Raw genomic sequence first — 18,225 nt, 5'->3', positions numbered from 1 at the left:
TTGTGCCGAGGGCTTTGCCAGCAGTTAATATAGGGTTGCTGTTAGTAGGCCAGTACAATGCGTCCTTTGCTGTTATCAATTAACAGGCTTTGTACATTGCTGCCTTCAGGGGCATTGTCGGTACCCTGAGGGTCGAAGGTTGAGATCGGGTTTAACAGCGATACGAACTCTTTTTTATAGCTAACCGATCTACCGTTTACGGTAACTTTCTCTTTGCCATCAAAACCGTGCAGTTGCACTTTAATGTATTTAAATTTTGATGCGCGGTTGCCTTGGGCTTCATTAAGTACGATCTGTTTGGCGGCGGCATTGTAAGTCATCAATCGTTTGTAGAACGAGCCTTTTTCGTAATCGTAGCTTTCGCCATCATCTTCATAGTATACAAAGTTGTTGTTGCGGTTGCCTTTGTAAATGTGCAGGGTAAGCGTATCGGTAGGTTTTTCGGCCGTGCTTTGTATGAGCGATTGCATGGGTACTATACTGCTTTCTTTAACAAATACAGGCAGCTTATTAATGCTCACACGGGTTAGTTTTTCCTGCTTGCCGCTTATCTGCTCATCGGTATACAAATTGTACCAGTTGCCTTCGGGAAAATATACGGCTCCAAAGCTATCCACGCCTCCAAAAGGAGCCACCATAAAGCTGTTGCCAAAGCCATATTGATTTTGAAACTGGGTTTCGTAAATTTTAGGGTCGAAGGTATAATCAATAGCCAATGAGCGCACTACCGGGTGACCGTTTTGGGTTGCCTCATAAAATGTAGAATACAAATAAGGCAGCAGGCGGTAACGCAGGTTAATAAAGTTGCGCGAAATCTCCAGCGCTTCCTCGCCAAATGCCCAAGGCTCGGCCGATTTGGTATTAACCGCCGTATGGTTACGGAAGTATGGGCTAAATGCGCCTATCTGCATCCATCGTGAATATAAAGCAACGTTAGGGTTGCCGGTAAAACCGCCAATATCCATACCGGTAAAAGCTACACCGCTTAAACCCAGGCTGCTTAGTAAACGTACACCCAAAAGCATGTGGTCTTCTTCGGCACGGTTATCACCTGTCCAAATGGCGGTATAGCGTTGTAAGCCTGCATAACCAGCACGGGTTAACATAAACGGACGTTTGTTGCCGCTTGCTTTAAGGTAGCCCTCGTAGCTGGCGCGTGCCATTTCTAAACCGTAAACGTTGTGGCCCTGCAGGTGCGATACGTTGCGGCCATCGTAATTAAACAACACGTTATCGGGTGTTTTTTGGCCCCATGTTGCAATCTCGTTCATGTCGTTCCAAATGCCATCCACACCAACATCGGCGTACTTTTTTACCTGCCCATGCCACCAGCTACGGCCTTTATCCGAAGTAAAATCGGGGAAGTGGCACCAGCCCGGCCATACCTGCCCGGTATAGTTGGTGCTGTCGCTATATTTAATAAAGACGTTGTTTTTTACACCGTCTTCATAAACCGGATAACCGGCTTCGGTTTTAACGCCAGGGTCAACAATTAGGGTTAAGCGCAAGCCCATATCTTTAAGCTTGCTTGTCAGCTTGGCCGGGTCGGGGAAACGGGTTTTATCCCAGGTAAACACCTTGTATTTATCCATGTAGTGGATGTCGAGCGTAATGCCATCTGCTGGTATCTTTTTCTCACGCAGGGTTTGTGCTATGCGGTATACCTCGGTATCGGGGTAGTAGCTGTAGCGGTTTTGCTGGTAGCCGAGGCTCCATAGCGGTGGCATTTTCATGCGACCGGTTAAGTTGGTATAGGAGTTGATAATATCGGCCACGTGTTTGTGGTAAATGAAGTAGTAGTTCATTTCGCCGCCACGGGCACCGAATGATGAGAAGCGGTTGTTACTCGCCCCAAAGTTAAAATCGCTTTGAAAAGTATTATCGAGGAAAATACCATAATTGAGGTTATGGTGTATGCCTATATAAAATGGTATGGTCGAATAAATGGGGTCCTGATCGGTGCGGTAGCCAAACGTGTCGGAGTTCCAGTTGGTGTAGCCGCTGCCTTTACGGTCGAGGTTACCGGTTTTTTCGCCCAGGCCAACAAAGCGCTCGCCGTCTTGCATGTGCTTGTACGTGGTAACCGACTCATTAACCCATGAGGTGGTCAATCCCTTTTCGTCTTCGCTTATCACCTTACCGTCGGGCGTGTAAAAAGCAACCGCATAAGGCTTTTTGCTGATAACGAGTTTAAGTGAATCGGTAATGATGCTCAGCTGGTTATTATCCTGATTGATGGTTGCCTTGGTTTGCTGCGGCTTAGCAATTACAGCGTACGAAAAATCGGGCTGCAGCGGCTGCTTATCCATACGCACACGTATTACCGATGGGCTGTAAACCGTTACTTCGGCAAAGGCGTTTTGCGTGGTTAGTTTAACCTGCTGCCCGTTTATTTGCACCTGGTTTACATTACCTGCGCCTTTAACTGCCGGGCTTTGTGCATAGCTTGCGGCAACAGCACAAAGGGTTAACAATGCAGCCGGAAGCACTTTGTTCAAAATCTTCATTTATTTAGCAGGGTTAGATATTCAAAAAAATCACCGGGCAACACCTGCGAGTATTGCCCGGTATTGCTTATTGCTTGGTTATGGTGTAGGTAAGCGCATTCATATCAACATGCAGCTTATAAGTGCCCGCACCTGAGAACGCTAAGTTTGCGCCGCTTGTACTTAATTGGCCGCTTGCGCCACCGTAGCTCAAATTCCAGTTAGGCTCGGGGGCTATTTTAAAGCCAAAATCGGTAACGGTTGCCGCTACGGTAACTGTGCCATCATAAATACCATTGCTGGTGGCCGATGCCAGTGTAGGAGCCGAAGCCGGATTCCAGCCCTGGTAACCGCCGGGTACATACACGTATGAAATGAGCGAATACGGCGTAACGGTAAGTGTAACAACATTTGAGTAAACAGGGTCGGTATTTGCCGCAATGCTTGATTTAAGACGCACTTCAACCTGGGTTGACACGTTTTCGGCAAGGCTGAGGTTAAGCAAGGCCTTGTTCAGGTCAATTACCTTAACCGAGGTGGTAGTACCTGCTGCCGCAATTTCGCGCGGGAGTTTAAAATTGTTGCCTTTTTTATCAATCTGCAGGGTGTAAGTAACCGTGCCTGCACTCCCCGTAACAGGTGTTGCTCCCCAATTAAAGGTAAGAGCTACATTGTCGCCATTAGCTTTGGATAGGGCCGGACTTGTAGTTGATGCCGTAAGCGTTCCGGCATTACCCAACGATGAGTAAACTTTGGTTTCATCCTTTTTGCAGGATGCCAGCAGGAGCAGCATTACGCCGCCCGCTGCCATTATTGAAAACAATATCTTTTTCATAATAAACTTATGATGTGCTTATTAATAACCTGTGTTTTGTTTAAGATTAGGGTTGTTGTTCAAATCGCTGCTCGGGATAGGGAACAGTGTACGGTATGCCTCAACACCTTTTCCATCGCGTATGCCGCCTTTCCATGGCCATAAATAGGTAGCCGAGGTAAACAGTCCGTAACGTATTAAATCGGTACGGCGGAAACCCTCCCAGTACAACTCGCGGCCACGCTCATCTAACAAAAAGTTAAGCGTAAGGCTTGCTTGAGTTATGTTACCGGCAATACTGCCAGCGTAAGCACGGGTGCGCAGGGCGTTTACATAAGTTAATGCAGTACCTGTATTGCCTCCGGTACCACCACGTAGGGTAGCCTCAGCATAAATCAAATACATTTCGGCCAGGCGGAACAACGGAAAATCAACAGAGCAATAAGTGCCCCCGGTTGATGGTGCTGCGGTGCCGTTTTGTAAAAGGTTTTTGTACTTGGTAACTGCTAAGCCCTGGGTAAATTCGTTTACGTTGCTAATTTCCTGGTTGGTGCCATAAAACATGGCGCGCTTGTCGGTAGTACCGGTACGATCGGCAAATAATAATGGCAGGTTGCGTGTGCTGCGGTTACCACCCCATCCGCCGCTTGGTACACCAAAGCTGGCAGGGTTCATATCAGAATTAATAGCAGCGTTTACAATGTAGGTTGTGCCACCATAGTTTTGCGTATTTACACCATCGTAGTTAACCGATAATATGGTTTCGGTATTACTCAGGTTATTATCGGCTAAAAACAGGCGTTGGTAGCTCGACATTAAGGTATAACCTGCACCAATTACTTTACTGGCATAAGTAATAGCCTCGGTGTTTTTTGCATTACCGCTACCTAAATAAACCTCGGCATTCAGGTACATACGGGCCAGTAAAGCCCAATCGGCAGCCTGGTCGGCACGGCCATATTCGTTTTGGCGGGGTGCTGCTAAGGCTGGTTCAATAGCTTTTAGTTCCGATTCGATGTAGGCAAATAATTTAGCACGGGTAATTTGCTCGGGCAGGTATTTACCTATCGGGGTGGTTTCGTCAACGTATGGCGGGTTGCCAAACAAATCCATTAACACCCAGTATTGGTAAGCACGTAAAAAACGGGCCTCGGCGCGGTATTTACGCGCATTATCGGCATCGGCACCAGTAATACCACGGCTGGCCAGCTTATCATCTGTCGATTCACGTATATAGGCATTGGCTACCGTAATCTGGTATATACAACGGTTGTATAAACCATTCAGCAAGGTATTGTTCGGTCCCCAGTTAAGGTTATGAAAGTCGGGCACATCGGTATTGTTCCAGGCACAAAGCGCCTCTTCGGTGGTCCATTCCTGGGCGCTCCAATACAGGCGTATAAAGTCTGACGTACCGGCATCAATACCACCTAAGTCTGATTTATCGGCACCTACACTGCTGGTTAATGCAAATGCGCCATATACCTTAGCCAGCGATTGTTTATAACCCAGCGGGGTACTGTACACATCATTGGCCGTGGTGGCATTGGTTGGGGTACGGTCTAAGTCTTTTTTGCAGGATACCAGGGCCGCTGAAACTAAAACAGCCATACCCAGATTTTTCCATATATTCTTTTTCATCTTATCTTCTTTTAAGGGTTAAAAGCCAAGGTTTAAGCTCAGGGTATAAGTGCGCGGACGAGGGTAGAACGTGTTATCAATACCGCCCGAAATTTCAGGGTCAAGTCCTTTATACTTGGTCAATACAAACACGTTTTGCACGTTGGCGCCTACGTTAAGTTTTAAACCTGATCCTTTGAAAACTTTACCAAAACTGTAGTTCAGGCCCACATTATCCATACGCAGGAACGACGCGTTTTGAACGTAATAATCAGACAGGTAAGTACTGTTGGTAAAACCGGTGTTCAGCAGATCGCGGCTGGCATTATTATTTAGGTTGCCTGCCGTGCTGATGATGGTATTTTGTGTACCCAGGTTTGAGGCCACGTTATTGTACATGTAGTTGCCAATATTAGCGCGCAGTACTGTTGAGACCGACCATTTTTTGTAATTAAAATTGGTGCTGAAACCCATAATGTACTTAGGGAAAGGCGATTTGTAGTGGTACAGATCGCTGTTATTAATAACGCCATCTTTGTTTTGGTCAACAAATACCCCTTGTAACGGCTTACCTGTTTTTTGGTCGTAAACCTGCTGGTACACATAAAATGCATTAGGCGAGTAACCAACCGACTGTATTTGAACGTTGGTACCTGTACCACCGGTAATACCACCTACTGAGTTACCTACCGAACTATCATTAACACCGGTTGCTGATAGGTTGGTAATTTTGTTATGGTTGTAAGCGATGTTGTAGTTTACGGTCCAGTTAATATCCTGCGTTTTTACCGGTACAAAGTTTAAATTCAGCTCAATACCACGGTTAACCATGTTACCCACATTGGTAACCAGGCCATTGGTAAAGTTGGTACCTGCAGGCAGGAAGATGTATGATAACAGGTCTTTGGTGTTTTTGTAATAAGCATCAACGCTACCGCTAATACGCTGGTTCAGGAAACCAAAATCGAAGCCTACGTTGGTTGTTGCGGTAGTTTCCCATTTCAAATTTGAATCGTAAAACGATGGCGTATACATGTTGTAAAACTGGTTACCAAATTGATATTGCGAGTCGTTATTGCTCACAAAGTAGGTTGGCAGGTAACGGTACAGGTAATCGTTACCTAAATCTTGCTGACCGGTAATACCGTAGCTCACACGCAGTTTTAAATCAGATACTGTTCTTGATGACTTTAGGAAATCTTCATCGCTGATGCGCCAGGTAAAGGCCGCCGATGGAAATACCCCCCAACGTTGATCGGGCGAAAAGCGCGAAACGCCGTCGGTACGAATTGAACCTGCAAATATGTACTTGGTATCAAAAGTGTATATCAAACGTCCGTAGTACGATTCGAGCGTGTATTGCGGAACATCAAAAGCAAATACCGGGGTTGAACCCGCTAACAGCACACCCGCTGCATTGTACCGAGGATAATTGCGGTTTACTGTACGGAAGTCGTAGTAACCGTAACCGGCAGTTGCGTTGATGTTGCTTTTTATCGATTTAACATCGGTAACGTAGTTGAGGTAAAACTCGCCGGTTGTATTATAATTTTTTTGGTGCGATTGATAGCTGGAGCCGGCATTAGCATAAGCCTGGGCTGCGGTAGCCGGAACAAACACGCTGCCCGCGCCTTTTGAAAGGTCGTAACCTAAATTTAAGTTAGCTCTTAACCCGGTCAGGAATGGAAAACGGTAATCGGCCGTAAAGTTACCAAAGCTGCGGTAAGTCTCGTACTGGTCGGTTTTATCATTTAATAAAGCCACCGGGTTACGGGGCGCGTTAGGGTTAAGCACTACGGTTCCTCCGGTAGTAGCATACCACTCGTTATAGCCGTTAAAAGGGCTGCCTGTTTTATAAACCGGTTGGGTTGGGTCAAATGCAATGGCTGCACCAATAGCATCCTGGTTGCCAAAGCGGCTTTTTGCGTAGGTGCCGTTTACATTAAAATCCAATTTCAAGGCATCGTTAAAAAACTTAGGACTTAAACGGATAGCTGCTGTAGTACGTTGTAAGCGATCGGTTTTTAATAAACCGTTAGCATCTAAATAACCTACCGAAAGGCGGTAAGGTAATTTGTGCGTGGTGCCCGATACGCTGAAGTTGTTATCAGAGGTAAAAGCTTTCTGATAAATTTCGTTTTGCCAGTCGGTATTGGCGCTACCTAAAAATGATGAACGGTTAGTGCCATTAGCTGCATCATAATTGCGGACATAATTGCGCACTTCATCTGCCGATAAAACATCGATTTTATTACGCATAGATGCAATGGCATTTTTGGTTGAGAAGGTAAACTGCGGCGTACCGGCAGTGCCTTTTTTGGTGGTAATTAAAATTACACCGTTTGATGCCCTCGAACCGTAAATAGCGGTTGATGATGCATCTTTTAATACCGTAAACGTCTCAATATCATCGGGGTTAATGAGCGCCAAAGGGTTCGAAGCGCCCGAAATGGCATTGTTGCTCACCGGCACACCATCGATAACGATCAAGGGGTCGTTACTGGCATTCAAAGATGCTCCCTGGCGAATACGGATAGTGGCTCCTGCACCCGGCTGACCGCTGTTGGTTGTAACCGATACACCCGCTATTTTACCCTGAATTAACTCGGCAGGGGTAGTGGTGGTTCCTTTCTGAAAATCTTTTGACGATACGGTTGAAATAGCACCGGTTACTTCTTTACGGGTTTGGGTACCGTAGCCAATAACCACCACTTCGCCCAATGCCTTATTATCGGGCACCAGTTGAAAATCGGTTGTGGCGGTGGCACCGTTGGTTACGGTAACTGCTTTGCTAATTTTCTCGTAGCCTATAAACTGGGCCGATAGCGTGTAGCTGCCTGCCTTGATATTACTGATGCGGTATACACCATCGGGGCCGGTTACGGTACCTTGTGTGGTACCGGTAATAACAATACTTACACCGGGTAGAGGCTCGCTTTTTTCGTCGACCACTTTGCCGGTTATGCCGCCTGTTTGCGCAAATGCAAAGCCCGAAAAAACGAGCAGCAAACAAACAAGGGCAAAATTTTTGAGATAGTTCTTTCTCATACAACTTACGTTTTGCTGTAAAAACTTATTGGTTAAAAAATAATTGGTTTTGAAATGCTCTGGTACGGCAAAGCCTTACCTGCATTAACTGTGACTATTGGTTTGGTTGGTTAGGTTTGCGTACAGTTATTTGCTATGCATATGGTACTTTGGTTAGTTTAATTCTAAAATATATTGCCCTTTGGCGGGTACTTTTATGTTTTGGGAGATATTGAGTTGCTTACCCGTTATTACATCGGTGCCACGCGTTCGGGTGCCGGTTACCTGTTTAAAACGCTCCATGGGTACATCGCGCTCGGTGTTAGTACCGTTGAGCAAAACCAGTACGGTTTTGGTGCCGCTGGTGCGGGCGTACACATAAACGCCGGTTCCGTCGGGTACGTAGTGTACCAGTTTGCCCTGTGCTATGGCCGGGTTGTTTTTGCGCCAGGTAAGCAGTTTTTGCATGTAGCTCCATGCTTCGTTTTGCTTAGCGGTACGGCCTGCGGGGGTAAAGTCATCCGTTTTATCACCAGCCCATCCACCCGGAAAATCGGTGCGTACATAACCGTCGCTTTTGGCTTTTTTACCGTCCATTAATATTTCGGTACCATAATAAATTTGCGGAATGCCGCGGGTGGTTAACAAAAATGCCAACGCTTGTTTATAGCGGCGCAAGTCAGGGTCATCGGCGCGGGCAAAGCGGTCAAGATCGTGGTTATCTAAAAAGGTGAGGATGTTGCTTTGATCGGCAAACATAAAATCCTGCGCCAGCTCTTCGTAAATACTGTATAGCGGACTACCCTCACCTGTTCTGTCTTCTTTAATGTAATCAAATGCGCCCGAAGTAATAAAAGTAAGCGGGAAGTCCATTACGGTTTTCAAGCCGGTTTTACCCTGCTTGTTTAAGGCCGAACCCTGCTGCCACCATGATGAAGCCGATGAACGGCCATACCATGATTCGCCCACGATGTTGAATTGCGGATACTCGGCCTGCACCTCGCGGCACCAGCGGGCCATAAAATCATAATCGGGGTAAGGATAAGTATCCTGACGGATACCGTCGATACGCGAATACTCGATCCACCAAATACTGTTTTGAATAAGGTAAGTGGCCAAATGCCTGTTACGCTGATTGAGGTCGGGCATTTCTTTAACGAACCAGCCGTTTATCAGGATGTCTTTATCAATACCGGCCGCATGCGGGTCCATCAGCGTGTATTTAGCATGGTTGGTTTGCACATAAGTGCCCGAGTTATTGTTGATCCAATCTTTCGAAGGCAAATCATTCATCCACCAGTGCGAACTGCCGCAATGGTTAAAAATCATGTCCATCACTACCTTCAGCCCATTACGGTGCATGTTGGCGGTCAGGTTTTTAAACTCGGTGTTGGTACCAAATCGTGGGTCGATGTTATAAAAATCGGTAATTGCATAGCCATGGTATGAGCCGCCCGGCATGCGGTTTTCCTGCACCGGGTTTAGCCAAACGGTGGTAAACCCAAGATCTTTAATGTAATTGATGCGTTTTTCTATACCGGCCAAATCACCACCGTGGCGGGCGTTGGGATCTTCGCGATTAACCTGTACGCCCTCTAATGCATCATTTGCGGCATTTGCATTGGCAAAGCGATCGGGGGTGATTAGGTACATCACATCAGCCTGACTAAAACCGGCAGCGCCCTCTTTATTAGTGCGGGCAAGCAGCGGGTAGTTATGGGTAAGTGTTTGGTTACCTTGATTAAACTGAAGTTTAAGCGTGCCCGGCTTGGTGTCTTTAGCAATATTGAGGTAAACAAAAAGATAATTGGGATTATTGGTGTGGGCAGCCTCTTTCAAGGTTACGCCCGGATAAGTAAAGCTTACTTTTGATGCGCCAATGCCCTTGCCATATACCATCAGCTGCAGCTGGGTATTAACCATGCCTGTCCACCATGATGCCGGTTCTACCCTTATAATTTGGGCTGCACGAGTGCCTGCAAAGGTGAGTACAAAAGCAATTAAAAGTAAAAATCTTTTCATCAAGGTCAGTTAATAGTTGCTTTAGGCAAACTTTAAAAAATACACATCCAGGGCAACGCGTTATTGCTGTTAGGCTAAATTTCGTGAATGGTGTTCGTGTATAATTGGTTTACCGTGTGATACCTTAGAGCAAGCGCTTTGGGATAACCACAATGCAAAGTAAACTCACAGACAGGCGAATTTGCTTTTTGCAAACAGCTATTTACGCTTTATTTAAATCATTTAATGTGTAAAACATTGACAATTAGTAATTTAATAGAAATATTACTTTAGAAAATTTAACGGTTTTTAGACTTGATTTTCCATTTAGAAAGCAAAATATCATGCTTCATCTTACTTTTTTACATGCTTGGTGATGGTATAATTTCTTTAAAAAATGTTTTAAACAAAAAACGGCAGCCTTTGCAGGCTACCGTTTTTATTACAAGAATCTGTACGCTTTATTCTCTTCTTAGAAAATATAGTTCGTGCTCAGGAAGTTGCTATCGTGCTCGTTTACAATTTCATTTAGTAATTGCTTGTTGGCATCGGTCATTTTAGTGGCCACCAACGAACGGATAGAGAACGAACGCAAGGCATCATGTACCGAAAGTGTACCCTCGGCGCTGTCTTTACGGCCTGTGAAAGGGAACACGTCTGGTCCGCGCTGGCATTGGGCGTTAATGTTAACGCGGCTTACCAGGTTTACAAACGGATCGATCAGATCGGCAGTTTCCTGTGCATCGGTACTGAAAATACTCACCTGCATACCATGCGGCGAATCGATCTGGTACTGAATAGGCTCTTCGATACTATCGAACGGAATAACCGGGATAACCGGGCCAAACTGCTCCTCGCGGTATAGCTTCATCTTATCGTTTACCGGGTAAACTATAGCCGGGAACACGAACGAAGCTACCGTTGCACCACCGTTTTCATTAACTACGCTGGCACCGTTAGCAACGGCATCATCAATACACTCTTTCAGGTAAGCTGGCTTGCCTGGTTCGGCCACCGGGGTAAGGTTTACACCTTTGGTCCATGGCATACCGTATTTCAATTTGGCAACGCCTTCGCTCAGTAATTTTAAAAATTCATCGGCCACATCTTTGTGTACGTGGATGATCTTGATGGCGGTACAACGCTGGCCGTTGTATGATAACGAACCTAAGATACACTCGGCTACGGCAATGTTTAAATCGGCGCTTTTGGTAACGATGGCTGCGTTTTTGGCATCTAAACTTAATACGGCGCGTAAGCGGTTAATTTTGGGGTGACGTTTCTTTAAATCGTTAGCCACCTTACTCGAGCCAATGAAGGCCAGCACGTTAATTTTACCGGTAGCCATTAAGCCCGGGGTAACGTTAGCACCACGACCGTAAACCGTATTTACCACACCTTTAGGGAACGATTCCTGGAAGGCTTTCAATAAAGGGTAGTGAACTAATGTGCCATGTTTTGGTGGTTTGAAGAGGATAGTGTTGCCCATGATAATGGCAGGTATAAGGGTAGTAAAGGTTTCATTTAACGGGTAGTTGAACGGCCCCATACACAATACCACTCCAATTGGCGAACGACGGGTTTGTGCAACCACACCTTCGGCCATTTCAAAACGTGACGACTGACGGTCAATATCTTTTAGTGCGTCAATGGTAAGGTTAATATATTCAACCGTACGGTCAAACTCCTTGGTCGAGTCGGCAACCGATTTGCCAATTTCCCATACAATAAGCTTGATCACCAGGTCGCGCTGCTCTACCATCTTGTACACAAACTTTTCGAGGCACTTAATGCGGTCGGCAACGCTCATGGTAGGCCATTCGCCGCGGCCATTGTTGTAAGCTGCTTCTGCGGCTTCAAGGGCGTCCATCGCTTCCTTTTCGGTACCCAGCGGGTAACTGCCAATTAGTTTGCGTTGTAAACCATCAGGACCGGGTATGCAAATAGGTGAGTACACCTCGCTAACCTCGCCGTCCCATTGTTTCATTTCCCCGTTAACCAGGTACTCCCGTTGATGGAGCTCTTCGATCCGGTATTCGGCCGGTATCTGGCTCTCCTCAACAAATAAGCTATTAAGCTCGTCGTTGAAACTCATGATAATTGATTTTTGTTAATCTGTTAAGTTTTGGTTGTTTGTTTTGTAAAAATACGCGCGCAGGGTAAATGGTTTCATGCACATATGTCATAAAACCATAAATGACCTTGCATTAACTATTTATAGTTCGATAGGCTTCATCTTAGGCACCAGAGCCTTCATTACCACCCAGGCAATAATGTAAGCTACGGCACACAGTATAAACATGATAGAGTAGCCCGTTTGGATATGACCCTGCTCTTTATAGTGGTCAAATAACATACCAGCTCCTTTGCTAAGCAAGAAAGAGCCGATACCACCAGCCATACCGCCAATACCGGTAATGGTTGCAATGGCCTTTTTAGGAAACATATCGCCCACGGTGGTAAATATATTAGCACTCCATGCCTGGTGTGCTGATGCGCCAATGGCTATAAGTGCCACCGCCCACCAATAGCTGAACTGGCTTAAATATGGCGTAAGTAAAACAACTAAAGGGAATAGGGCAATAACAAACATGGCCTTCATACGGCCAGTGTAAGCATCATAACCTTTATTAATAAAGTAAGTAGGGAATGCACCTCCACCAATAGAGCCAACCATAGTTATAGTATACAGTACGGCAATCGGTAACGAAATAGCGGTACCTTCCATGTTATACTGGGCTTTGAAATATGCCGGCAACCAAAACAGGAAAAACCACCATACACCATCGGTCATAAATTTACCAAAGGCAAATGCCCAAGTTTGCTTGAATTTGAAACACTCGGCGTAAGTAAATTTACGGCCTTCATCTACCTTTTCTACTTCAATAGGCTCATGCTGCTGTATTTCATCGCTGTGGATGTACTCGTATTCGGCCGGGCTTAGTTTTCTGTTTTTTGATGGGATCTCGTACAAAAGCAACCAAAAGATCAACCATATAAAACCAATAGCGCCAATGCCTATAAATGCCCACTGCCAGCCCCATTGCTCGGCAATCCATGGCACTACAATAGGAGCTAATATAGCGCCTACGTTAGCGCCGGAGTTAAATATCCCGGTGGCTAAAGCGCGGTCTTTTTTAGGGAAATATTCAGCGGTTGTTTTAATAGCCGCCGGGAAATTGCCCGATTCGCCAACGGCTAATACGGTACGGCCTAACGAGAAACCCAAAATACTGCTCGGAATAAAATGAGCAAATGCATGTACAATAGCACCAACTGACCATAAGATAATTGACCATGCATAACCCGCTTTGGTACCCAAATAATCAATTACCCTACCTGCAAACAGCATTGAAAATGCATAAGCCAGCGAAAAAACGCCAACTATGGTTCCGTAATCACTATCGGTCCAGCCAAATTCTTTTGAAAGCAAAGGCTTTAATAAGCTAAGTACCTGGCGGTCGAGGTAGTTGATGGTGGTGGCAAAAAACAGCAGGGCGCAAATGGTCCAGCGGTAATTGCTCATCTTCATGTTGTTCATAATTGGTTTATGTTGGTTTTATCGGCTGGTTTGCACCAGTTCAATAGCTTTTTGGGTATTGGTAAATAATTCGTCGTATAGTTTCTCTTCTAAAACTTTTTTGCTGATGAGCTTGCTTCCCATACCCACTGCACATACACCGGCTTTAAACCAGGTTGATATATTGCCTGCATCTAACTCTACACCACCGGTTGGCATAAATAACTGATCGCGGAAGAGCTCTTTGATCGAGGTTAAAAACTCCGGACCTAAAATATTGGCCGGGAATAATTTGATCAAAGCCGCACCCGCAGTTTGGGCGGTGTAAATTTCGGTAGGCGTCATACATCCTGGAATCCACAGCATGTTTAGATCGTGTGCCATTTTGGCCACCTCGGGGTTTACAATGGGCGATACCAGGAAATCGGCACCGGCATTAATAAACGCATCGGCCTCGTGTATTGATTTAATGGTACCTATACCCAAATGCAAATAGGGCATTTCGGTTTGTTGCAGCTCTTTCAGCTTTTTAAAGTTATCGAGCGCTGCGGCACCGCGGTTGGTGTATTCAAAAACGCGTACGCCTGCTTTGTAGAGGGTGCGGGTAATTTCAACGCTTACTTCGGCATCAGCATAAAAAAACAATGGCAACATGCCTTGCGTAATAATGCTGTCTAAAACTTCCTGTTTGCTTTTCATTTAATAATAGCTTGCTGTATAAAATCAACGCTGCGGTTAGTGGCATCGCTGTTTACGAACAGTTTGGTAAATGCGGCAGCGGTTGCAAAATCAACCGTTTCCTGTGGTTCATAATTGTTGTAGTAACCATAAATGAGGCCGGCCATGTAGCAATCGCCACTGCCTACCTTGTCAATAATGGTTTCGGCAAAGTACTCGCCTGATACGTGCGGTTTGCCATCGGCGTAAAGTACGGTGTAATACTCAATATTGGTATTATCTTCGGTAGTAAACCTGAAGGTGTTAGCCACCGCCTTACATTTAGGGAATTGCTTAATAATCTCCTCTGAGCTTTTTTGAGCCTCTTTAACGTACAGGCTTTTCTGGCCCGATTCGGTTACCAACTCGTCAACCTTTACGCCCAGCATACGCTCGGCGGCCCAAATGTTACCCATTATCAGGTCGCAATACTGCGCCAGTTCGGGCATTACATCAATGGGTTGTTTACCGTACTGCCATAGCTTGGCGCGATAGTTCAAATCAACCGAAATGGTGATGCCTTTGCGTGAGGCAGCTTCTAAAGCTTCGCGACAAACATCGGCTGCCTGCTGGCTAATAGCCGGGCAAATAGCGCTGAAGTGAAACCAGGTAACACCATCCAATACTTTATCCCAATCTACCAAACCGGTAGTCAACTCTGCAAAAGCCGAGTTGGCGCGGTCGTAAATCAAGGCATCATGTTTAAGATCTTGTCCTTTGGTTAAAAAGTACAGGCCAACACGTTTACCGTGGTAAAATATCGACGAGGTGTCGATATTCTTCTCATCCAAAAATGAGATCAACTGGGTTGACATGCCATTTTTAGGCAATGCGGTAAAGTAGCGCGAAGGTACATCCCAAAGTGAGAGGGCTGTAGCCACATTAAGCTCGGCCCCGCCTACAAATACCGGCAGGCTGTTCTCTTGCAACCAGTCGCCGTCGGCATCGGGGGTTAAACGAAGCAGCAGTTCGCCAAAGTTAAGTACCGAACCGCTGCTGTAATCTTTATTTGAAATTTCGCTCATTATCTTGCCTTAAAAAGGAAAATAGTTTTTAGCGTTAAAGTAACAAATGTCTTGTACCACTTTACCGGTCCATTCAATATCGTTCGGCAATTCGCCATTCTCAATATCATCGCCCAGTAAATTACACAGTATACGACGGAAGTACTCATGACGCGGGAACGACAGGAAGCTGCGCGAATCGGTTAACATACCAATAAAGCGCGGCAGTAAGCCCATGTTCGATAGCGCATTCATTTGTTTGATCATGCCGTCTTTTTGATCGAGGAACCACCAGCCCGAGCCGAATTGTACTTTACCGGCAACCGTACCATCGTTAAAGTTACCAATCATGGTAGCAAATAACTCGTTTTGGGTAGGGTTGAGGTTGTAAAGAATGGTTTTAGCCAGTTTATCTTCGGTATCTAATTTATTAAGGAAAGTAGACAGGGCACGACCTTGGGTAAAATCGCCAATGGAGTCGAAACCGGTATCGGCACCTAACTTGGTTAACAAACGGGTGTTGTTGTTACGCAATGCACCTAAGTGGTATTGCTGAACCCATCCTTTTTCATGATCCCAAATGGCAAACTGGAATAATAAGGCCGATTTGATTTTCAATATCTCGCCCGGCATTAATACGCCACCAGTACGTATTTTGATGAAGATGTCGCGTATTTCACTTTCGGTGTACTCTTCGGCATAAATTTGCTCCAAACCGTGGTCAGATACTTTACAACCGTGCTCGGCAAAGTAGTCATGACGCTTTTTAAGTGCGGTAAGGTAAGTGTCGTAATCGCCGATGCTCAGGTCGGTAAGTGATTCCAGCTTGTCGATGTAGGCGTTTAAGGCAACGGTATCATCGGCGTTCATGGCCTTATCGGGGCGGAACGATGGTAATACTTTAGTCACACCGTTGCCAACAAGTTGTTTGTGGAACTCCAGGTTATCCAACGGATCATCGGTTGTGCCAATGGCCTCAACCTTCATTTTTTTGATGAGGCTTTTGGTTGAAAACTCAGGAGATTGCAGCATTTCGGTACACTGGTCGTAGATCTGCTTTGCAGTTGCAGGCGACAGTATATCGTGAATGCCGAAGTAGCGCTGTAACTCAAGGTGAGTCCAGTGGTATAGCGGGTTGCGCAGGGTATAAGGCACGGTGGCCGCCCATTGCTCAAATTTTTCAAAGTCGCTTTTGTTGCCGGTTATGTAGCTTTCGTCGATACCGTTGGTACGCATAGCACGCCATTTGTAATGATCGCCATGCAGCCAAATGTGCGACAGGTTGCTGAAGTTCAAATCGGCAGCTATTTGGTCGGGCGGCAAGTGACAATGGTAGTCAATAATAGGCTGATCTTTGGCGTACTCGTGGTACAAGCGCTGCGCAGTTTCGGTTTGCAGCAAGAAATTTTCGTCTAAAAACTTTTTCATAACAAATGTTGGCAACTCTTTAAGGCATAGTATTGCATAGGCAGAACGGGCTGTTTAATTAGGTTTATTTAATGTTTTACAGCATATTGCTTAATACTAAGCCAGCGAATCACAAACTAAATAATAATTATTGATTATATGAAAGATTTTGAGGCTTTATAAACACAATACTTTTAAAAATCTACGCAAACGTTTGCTAAAGTTGTATTGCCTGTTCAGCAATGATAATATGTTAGAAAAGGGAGATAAGAAACGCCACTAACTTATAACTTAGGTACACGAACAGCACAGCCCCCAGCAACAGCAAAATACTAACAAAAATTAAAATGCCGGTTCCGCTGCCCTGGTGTTTGCCTTCGTCATAATGTTCTTTAAGCAGCTTGATGTTGCGGCTGTTGGCTTTAAAGTAAAAGTCGAAAATTTGCCCGATGATGGGTATGGCACCTATCAATCCATCCACAAAAACATTAAGTACCATTAAAATAAGCACCTTGCGGCTTACCCCTTTTTGGGCCATGGTTAGTATCAGTGCCGCGCTTACCATAATCCCGGCTGCATCGCCCACTACAGGGAAGAGGTTGATGATCGGATCGAGCCCGAAACGGAAGTTAGTGCCCGGAACCTTGAACTGCTCATCAAATAAACGCGCAATACGCTCTACCCATTTAAGGCGGCCGGTAAGGTTTATAGGCGGAGTGTATTTTTGCGGGCTATTGGGCATATAGATATAACCCTAATTTTGAAACAATAGTTTAGGATTATTATTTATAAATAAGCTTTCTTTCAGTAATACCTTCAATTTCGTTGTTTCTGTACCTGTATTGTACTATCCAGTTTTTGTGATCGTCAAATTTAGGGTATTTAAATTCATAGGTTTCATCCAGCTTATTGCCGATGTACCTTTTATATCCCATAACAAGCTTATCTTTAATAGAAAATGTTAATTTACTTTTTAACTCATTATCTGTAGTAAACCGTTGTTCTTCTGTAACCCATCCACTTTCGTCTGTGGTATATTTTACATTTTCGTTTAAGCCCCCGTCTGCGTTATATTCTTTTAATCCTGTAAGCTTTCCGTCGGCAAAACTGTATTTGGCTTTAGATGATAATTTTCCGTCGTTGAAATTGTTAATTACTGATACCTTTCCCTCATCATTATAAATAAATTTGGTTATTATCTGGTTTTTATCGTTAAGTTCAGCTATACGTTGTTTTTTATCATTAAACCGCGATGTTGAAACAAATACATCATTGGTTCTTTTTATACCGGGTATGGTATCATCTGCATGATCATAAAAAGACGTATATGTGTTTTTGAAGTTATTACCATCTTCGTTCACATCCTGAACATCAGTACTTTTAAGTCGACCTTTTTGAACTTCTCCAAATTTTTCCGAAGCATCATAATTCGATACAATAATTTTAGAAACATTTCCTCTGATGCCTTGATTCTCCAGGTCGGTTTTGTGTTTTGAAGAACACGACGCAAATAAAACTGCAACAAGGGCAGGTAAAATTAATTTCATAATCCAGGTGTTATTTAAACGCTGAATATAGTTCATCTGCATCAATTTATGATAAATTCATTTGTTTGTTTAAGGTAAGAGA

General features: G+C 44.9%; 12 protein-coding genes. All 12 read right to left on the bottom strand.

The genetic code is table 11. The features are described from left to right. Positions 1-41 precede the first annotated feature (41 nt). Complete coding sequence (locus QE417_RS13715) at positions 42-2,507, bottom strand: glycoside hydrolase family 31 protein (RefSeq protein ID WP_311950870.1); 2,466 nt, start codon at positions 2,505-2,507, stop codon at positions 42-44. A gap of 67 nt (positions 2,508-2,574) precedes the next feature. Further along, positions 2,575-3,321, bottom strand: coding sequence for a SusE domain-containing protein (locus QE417_RS13710; RefSeq protein ID WP_311950868.1), 747 nt, complete (start codon positions 3,319-3,321; stop codon positions 2,575-2,577). A gap of 21 nt (positions 3,322-3,342) precedes the next feature. After that, on the bottom strand, positions 3,343-4,941 hold the full coding sequence (locus tag QE417_RS13705; protein WP_311950865.1) for a RagB/SusD family nutrient uptake outer membrane protein: 1,599 nt from the start codon (positions 4,939-4,941) through the stop codon (positions 3,343-3,345). An 18-nt stretch (positions 4,942-4,959) separates the two neighbouring features. Continuing rightward, complete coding sequence (locus QE417_RS13700) at positions 4,960-7,968, bottom strand: SusC/RagA family TonB-linked outer membrane protein (RefSeq protein ID WP_311950863.1); 3,009 nt, start codon at positions 7,966-7,968, stop codon at positions 4,960-4,962. Positions 7,969-8,121: 153 nt separating this feature from the next. Then, positions 8,122-9,969, bottom strand: coding sequence for a glycoside hydrolase family 13 protein (locus QE417_RS13695; RefSeq protein ID WP_311950861.1), 1,848 nt, complete (start codon positions 9,967-9,969; stop codon positions 8,122-8,124). Between the two features lie 451 nt (positions 9,970-10,420). After that, positions 10,421-12,043 carry an NADP-dependent glyceraldehyde-3-phosphate dehydrogenase gene (locus tag QE417_RS13690; RefSeq protein ID WP_311950858.1) on the bottom strand — a complete coding sequence of 541 codons (1,623 nt, stop codon included), beginning with the start codon at positions 12,041-12,043 and terminating at the stop codon, positions 10,421-10,423. Positions 12,044-12,163: 120 nt separating this feature from the next. Next, positions 12,164-13,489, bottom strand: a complete 1,326-nt coding sequence (locus QE417_RS13685) for an MFS transporter (RefSeq protein ID WP_311950857.1) — start codon at positions 13,487-13,489, stop codon at positions 12,164-12,166. A gap of 18 nt (positions 13,490-13,507) precedes the next feature. Continuing rightward, the gene (locus QE417_RS13680; protein WP_311950855.1) at positions 13,508-14,167 is read right to left on the bottom strand and encodes a bifunctional 4-hydroxy-2-oxoglutarate aldolase/2-dehydro-3-deoxy-phosphogluconate aldolase; all 660 of its coding nucleotides are present in this window, start codon (positions 14,165-14,167) and stop codon (positions 13,508-13,510) included. After that, a complete protein-coding gene (locus QE417_RS13675) occupies positions 14,164-15,210 on the bottom strand; it encodes a sugar kinase (RefSeq protein ID WP_311950853.1) in 1,047 nt (348 codons plus the stop codon). The genes QE417_RS13680 and QE417_RS13675 overlap by 4 nt, the downstream gene beginning before the upstream one ends. 9 nt (positions 15,211-15,219) lie before the next feature. Beyond that, positions 15,220-16,617 (bottom strand): glucuronate isomerase, encoded by a 1,398-nt coding sequence (gene uxaC, locus QE417_RS13670; protein ID WP_311950851.1) that lies wholly within the window; start codon positions 16,615-16,617, stop codon positions 15,220-15,222. Positions 16,618-16,849: 232 nt separating this feature from the next. Then, positions 16,850-17,338, bottom strand: a complete 489-nt coding sequence (locus QE417_RS13665; RefSeq protein ID WP_311950848.1) for a DUF4112 domain-containing protein — start codon at positions 17,336-17,338, stop codon at positions 16,850-16,852. A gap of 40 nt (positions 17,339-17,378) precedes the next feature. Further along, positions 17,379-18,143: a hypothetical protein gene (locus tag QE417_RS13660; RefSeq protein WP_311950838.1), complete on the bottom strand. Its 765-nt coding sequence runs from the start codon at positions 18,141-18,143 to the stop codon at positions 17,379-17,381. Positions 18,144-18,225: the final 82 nt, after the last annotated feature.

The sequence above is a fragment of the Mucilaginibacter terrae genome, assembly GCF_031951985.1.
Classification (GTDB): domain Bacteria; phylum Bacteroidota; class Bacteroidia; order Sphingobacteriales; family Sphingobacteriaceae; genus Mucilaginibacter; species Mucilaginibacter terrae_A.
Note: the sequence above shows the minus strand (reverse complement) of the source record. Positions and strands in the feature narration are given on the sequence as shown.

What these genes read in the sequence shown, in the direction of transcription:
- QE417_RS13715 (WP_311950870.1), bottom strand. Translation starts at nt 2,507, where the DNA reads ATGAAGATTTTGAACAAAGTGCTTCCGGCTGCATTGTTAACCCTTTGT.
- QE417_RS13710 (WP_311950868.1), bottom strand. Translation starts at nt 3,321, where the DNA reads ATGAAAAAGATATTGTTTTCAATAATGGCAGCGGGCGGCGTAATGCTG.
- QE417_RS13705 (WP_311950865.1), bottom strand. Translation starts at nt 4,941, where the DNA reads ATGAAAAAGAATATATGGAAAAATCTGGGTATGGCTGTTTTAGTTTCA.
- QE417_RS13700 (WP_311950863.1), bottom strand. Translation starts at nt 7,968, where the DNA reads ATGAGAAAGAACTATCTCAAAAATTTTGCCCTTGTTTGTTTGCTGCTC.
- QE417_RS13695 (WP_311950861.1), bottom strand. Translation starts at nt 9,969, where the DNA reads ATGAAAAGATTTTTACTTTTAATTGCTTTTGTACTCACCTTTGCAGGC.
- QE417_RS13690 (WP_311950858.1), bottom strand. Translation starts at nt 12,043, where the DNA reads ATGAGTTTCAACGACGAGCTTAATAGCTTATTTGTTGAGGAGAGCCAG.
- QE417_RS13685 (WP_311950857.1), bottom strand. Translation starts at nt 13,489, where the DNA reads ATGAACAACATGAAGATGAGCAATTACCGCTGGACCATTTGCGCCCTG.
- QE417_RS13680 (WP_311950855.1), bottom strand. Translation starts at nt 14,167, where the DNA reads ATGAAAAGCAAACAGGAAGTTTTAGACAGCATTATTACGCAAGGCATG.
- QE417_RS13675 (WP_311950853.1), bottom strand. Translation starts at nt 15,210, where the DNA reads ATGAGCGAAATTTCAAATAAAGATTACAGCAGCGGTTCGGTACTTAAC.
- uxaC (WP_311950851.1), bottom strand. Translation starts at nt 16,617, where the DNA reads ATGAAAAAGTTTTTAGACGAAAATTTCTTGCTGCAAACCGAAACTGCG.
- QE417_RS13665 (WP_311950848.1), bottom strand. Translation starts at nt 17,338, where the DNA reads ATGCCCAATAGCCCGCAAAAATACACTCCGCCTATAAACCTTACCGGC.
- QE417_RS13660 (WP_311950838.1), bottom strand. Translation starts at nt 18,143, where the DNA reads ATGAAATTAATTTTACCTGCCCTTGTTGCAGTTTTATTTGCGTCGTGT.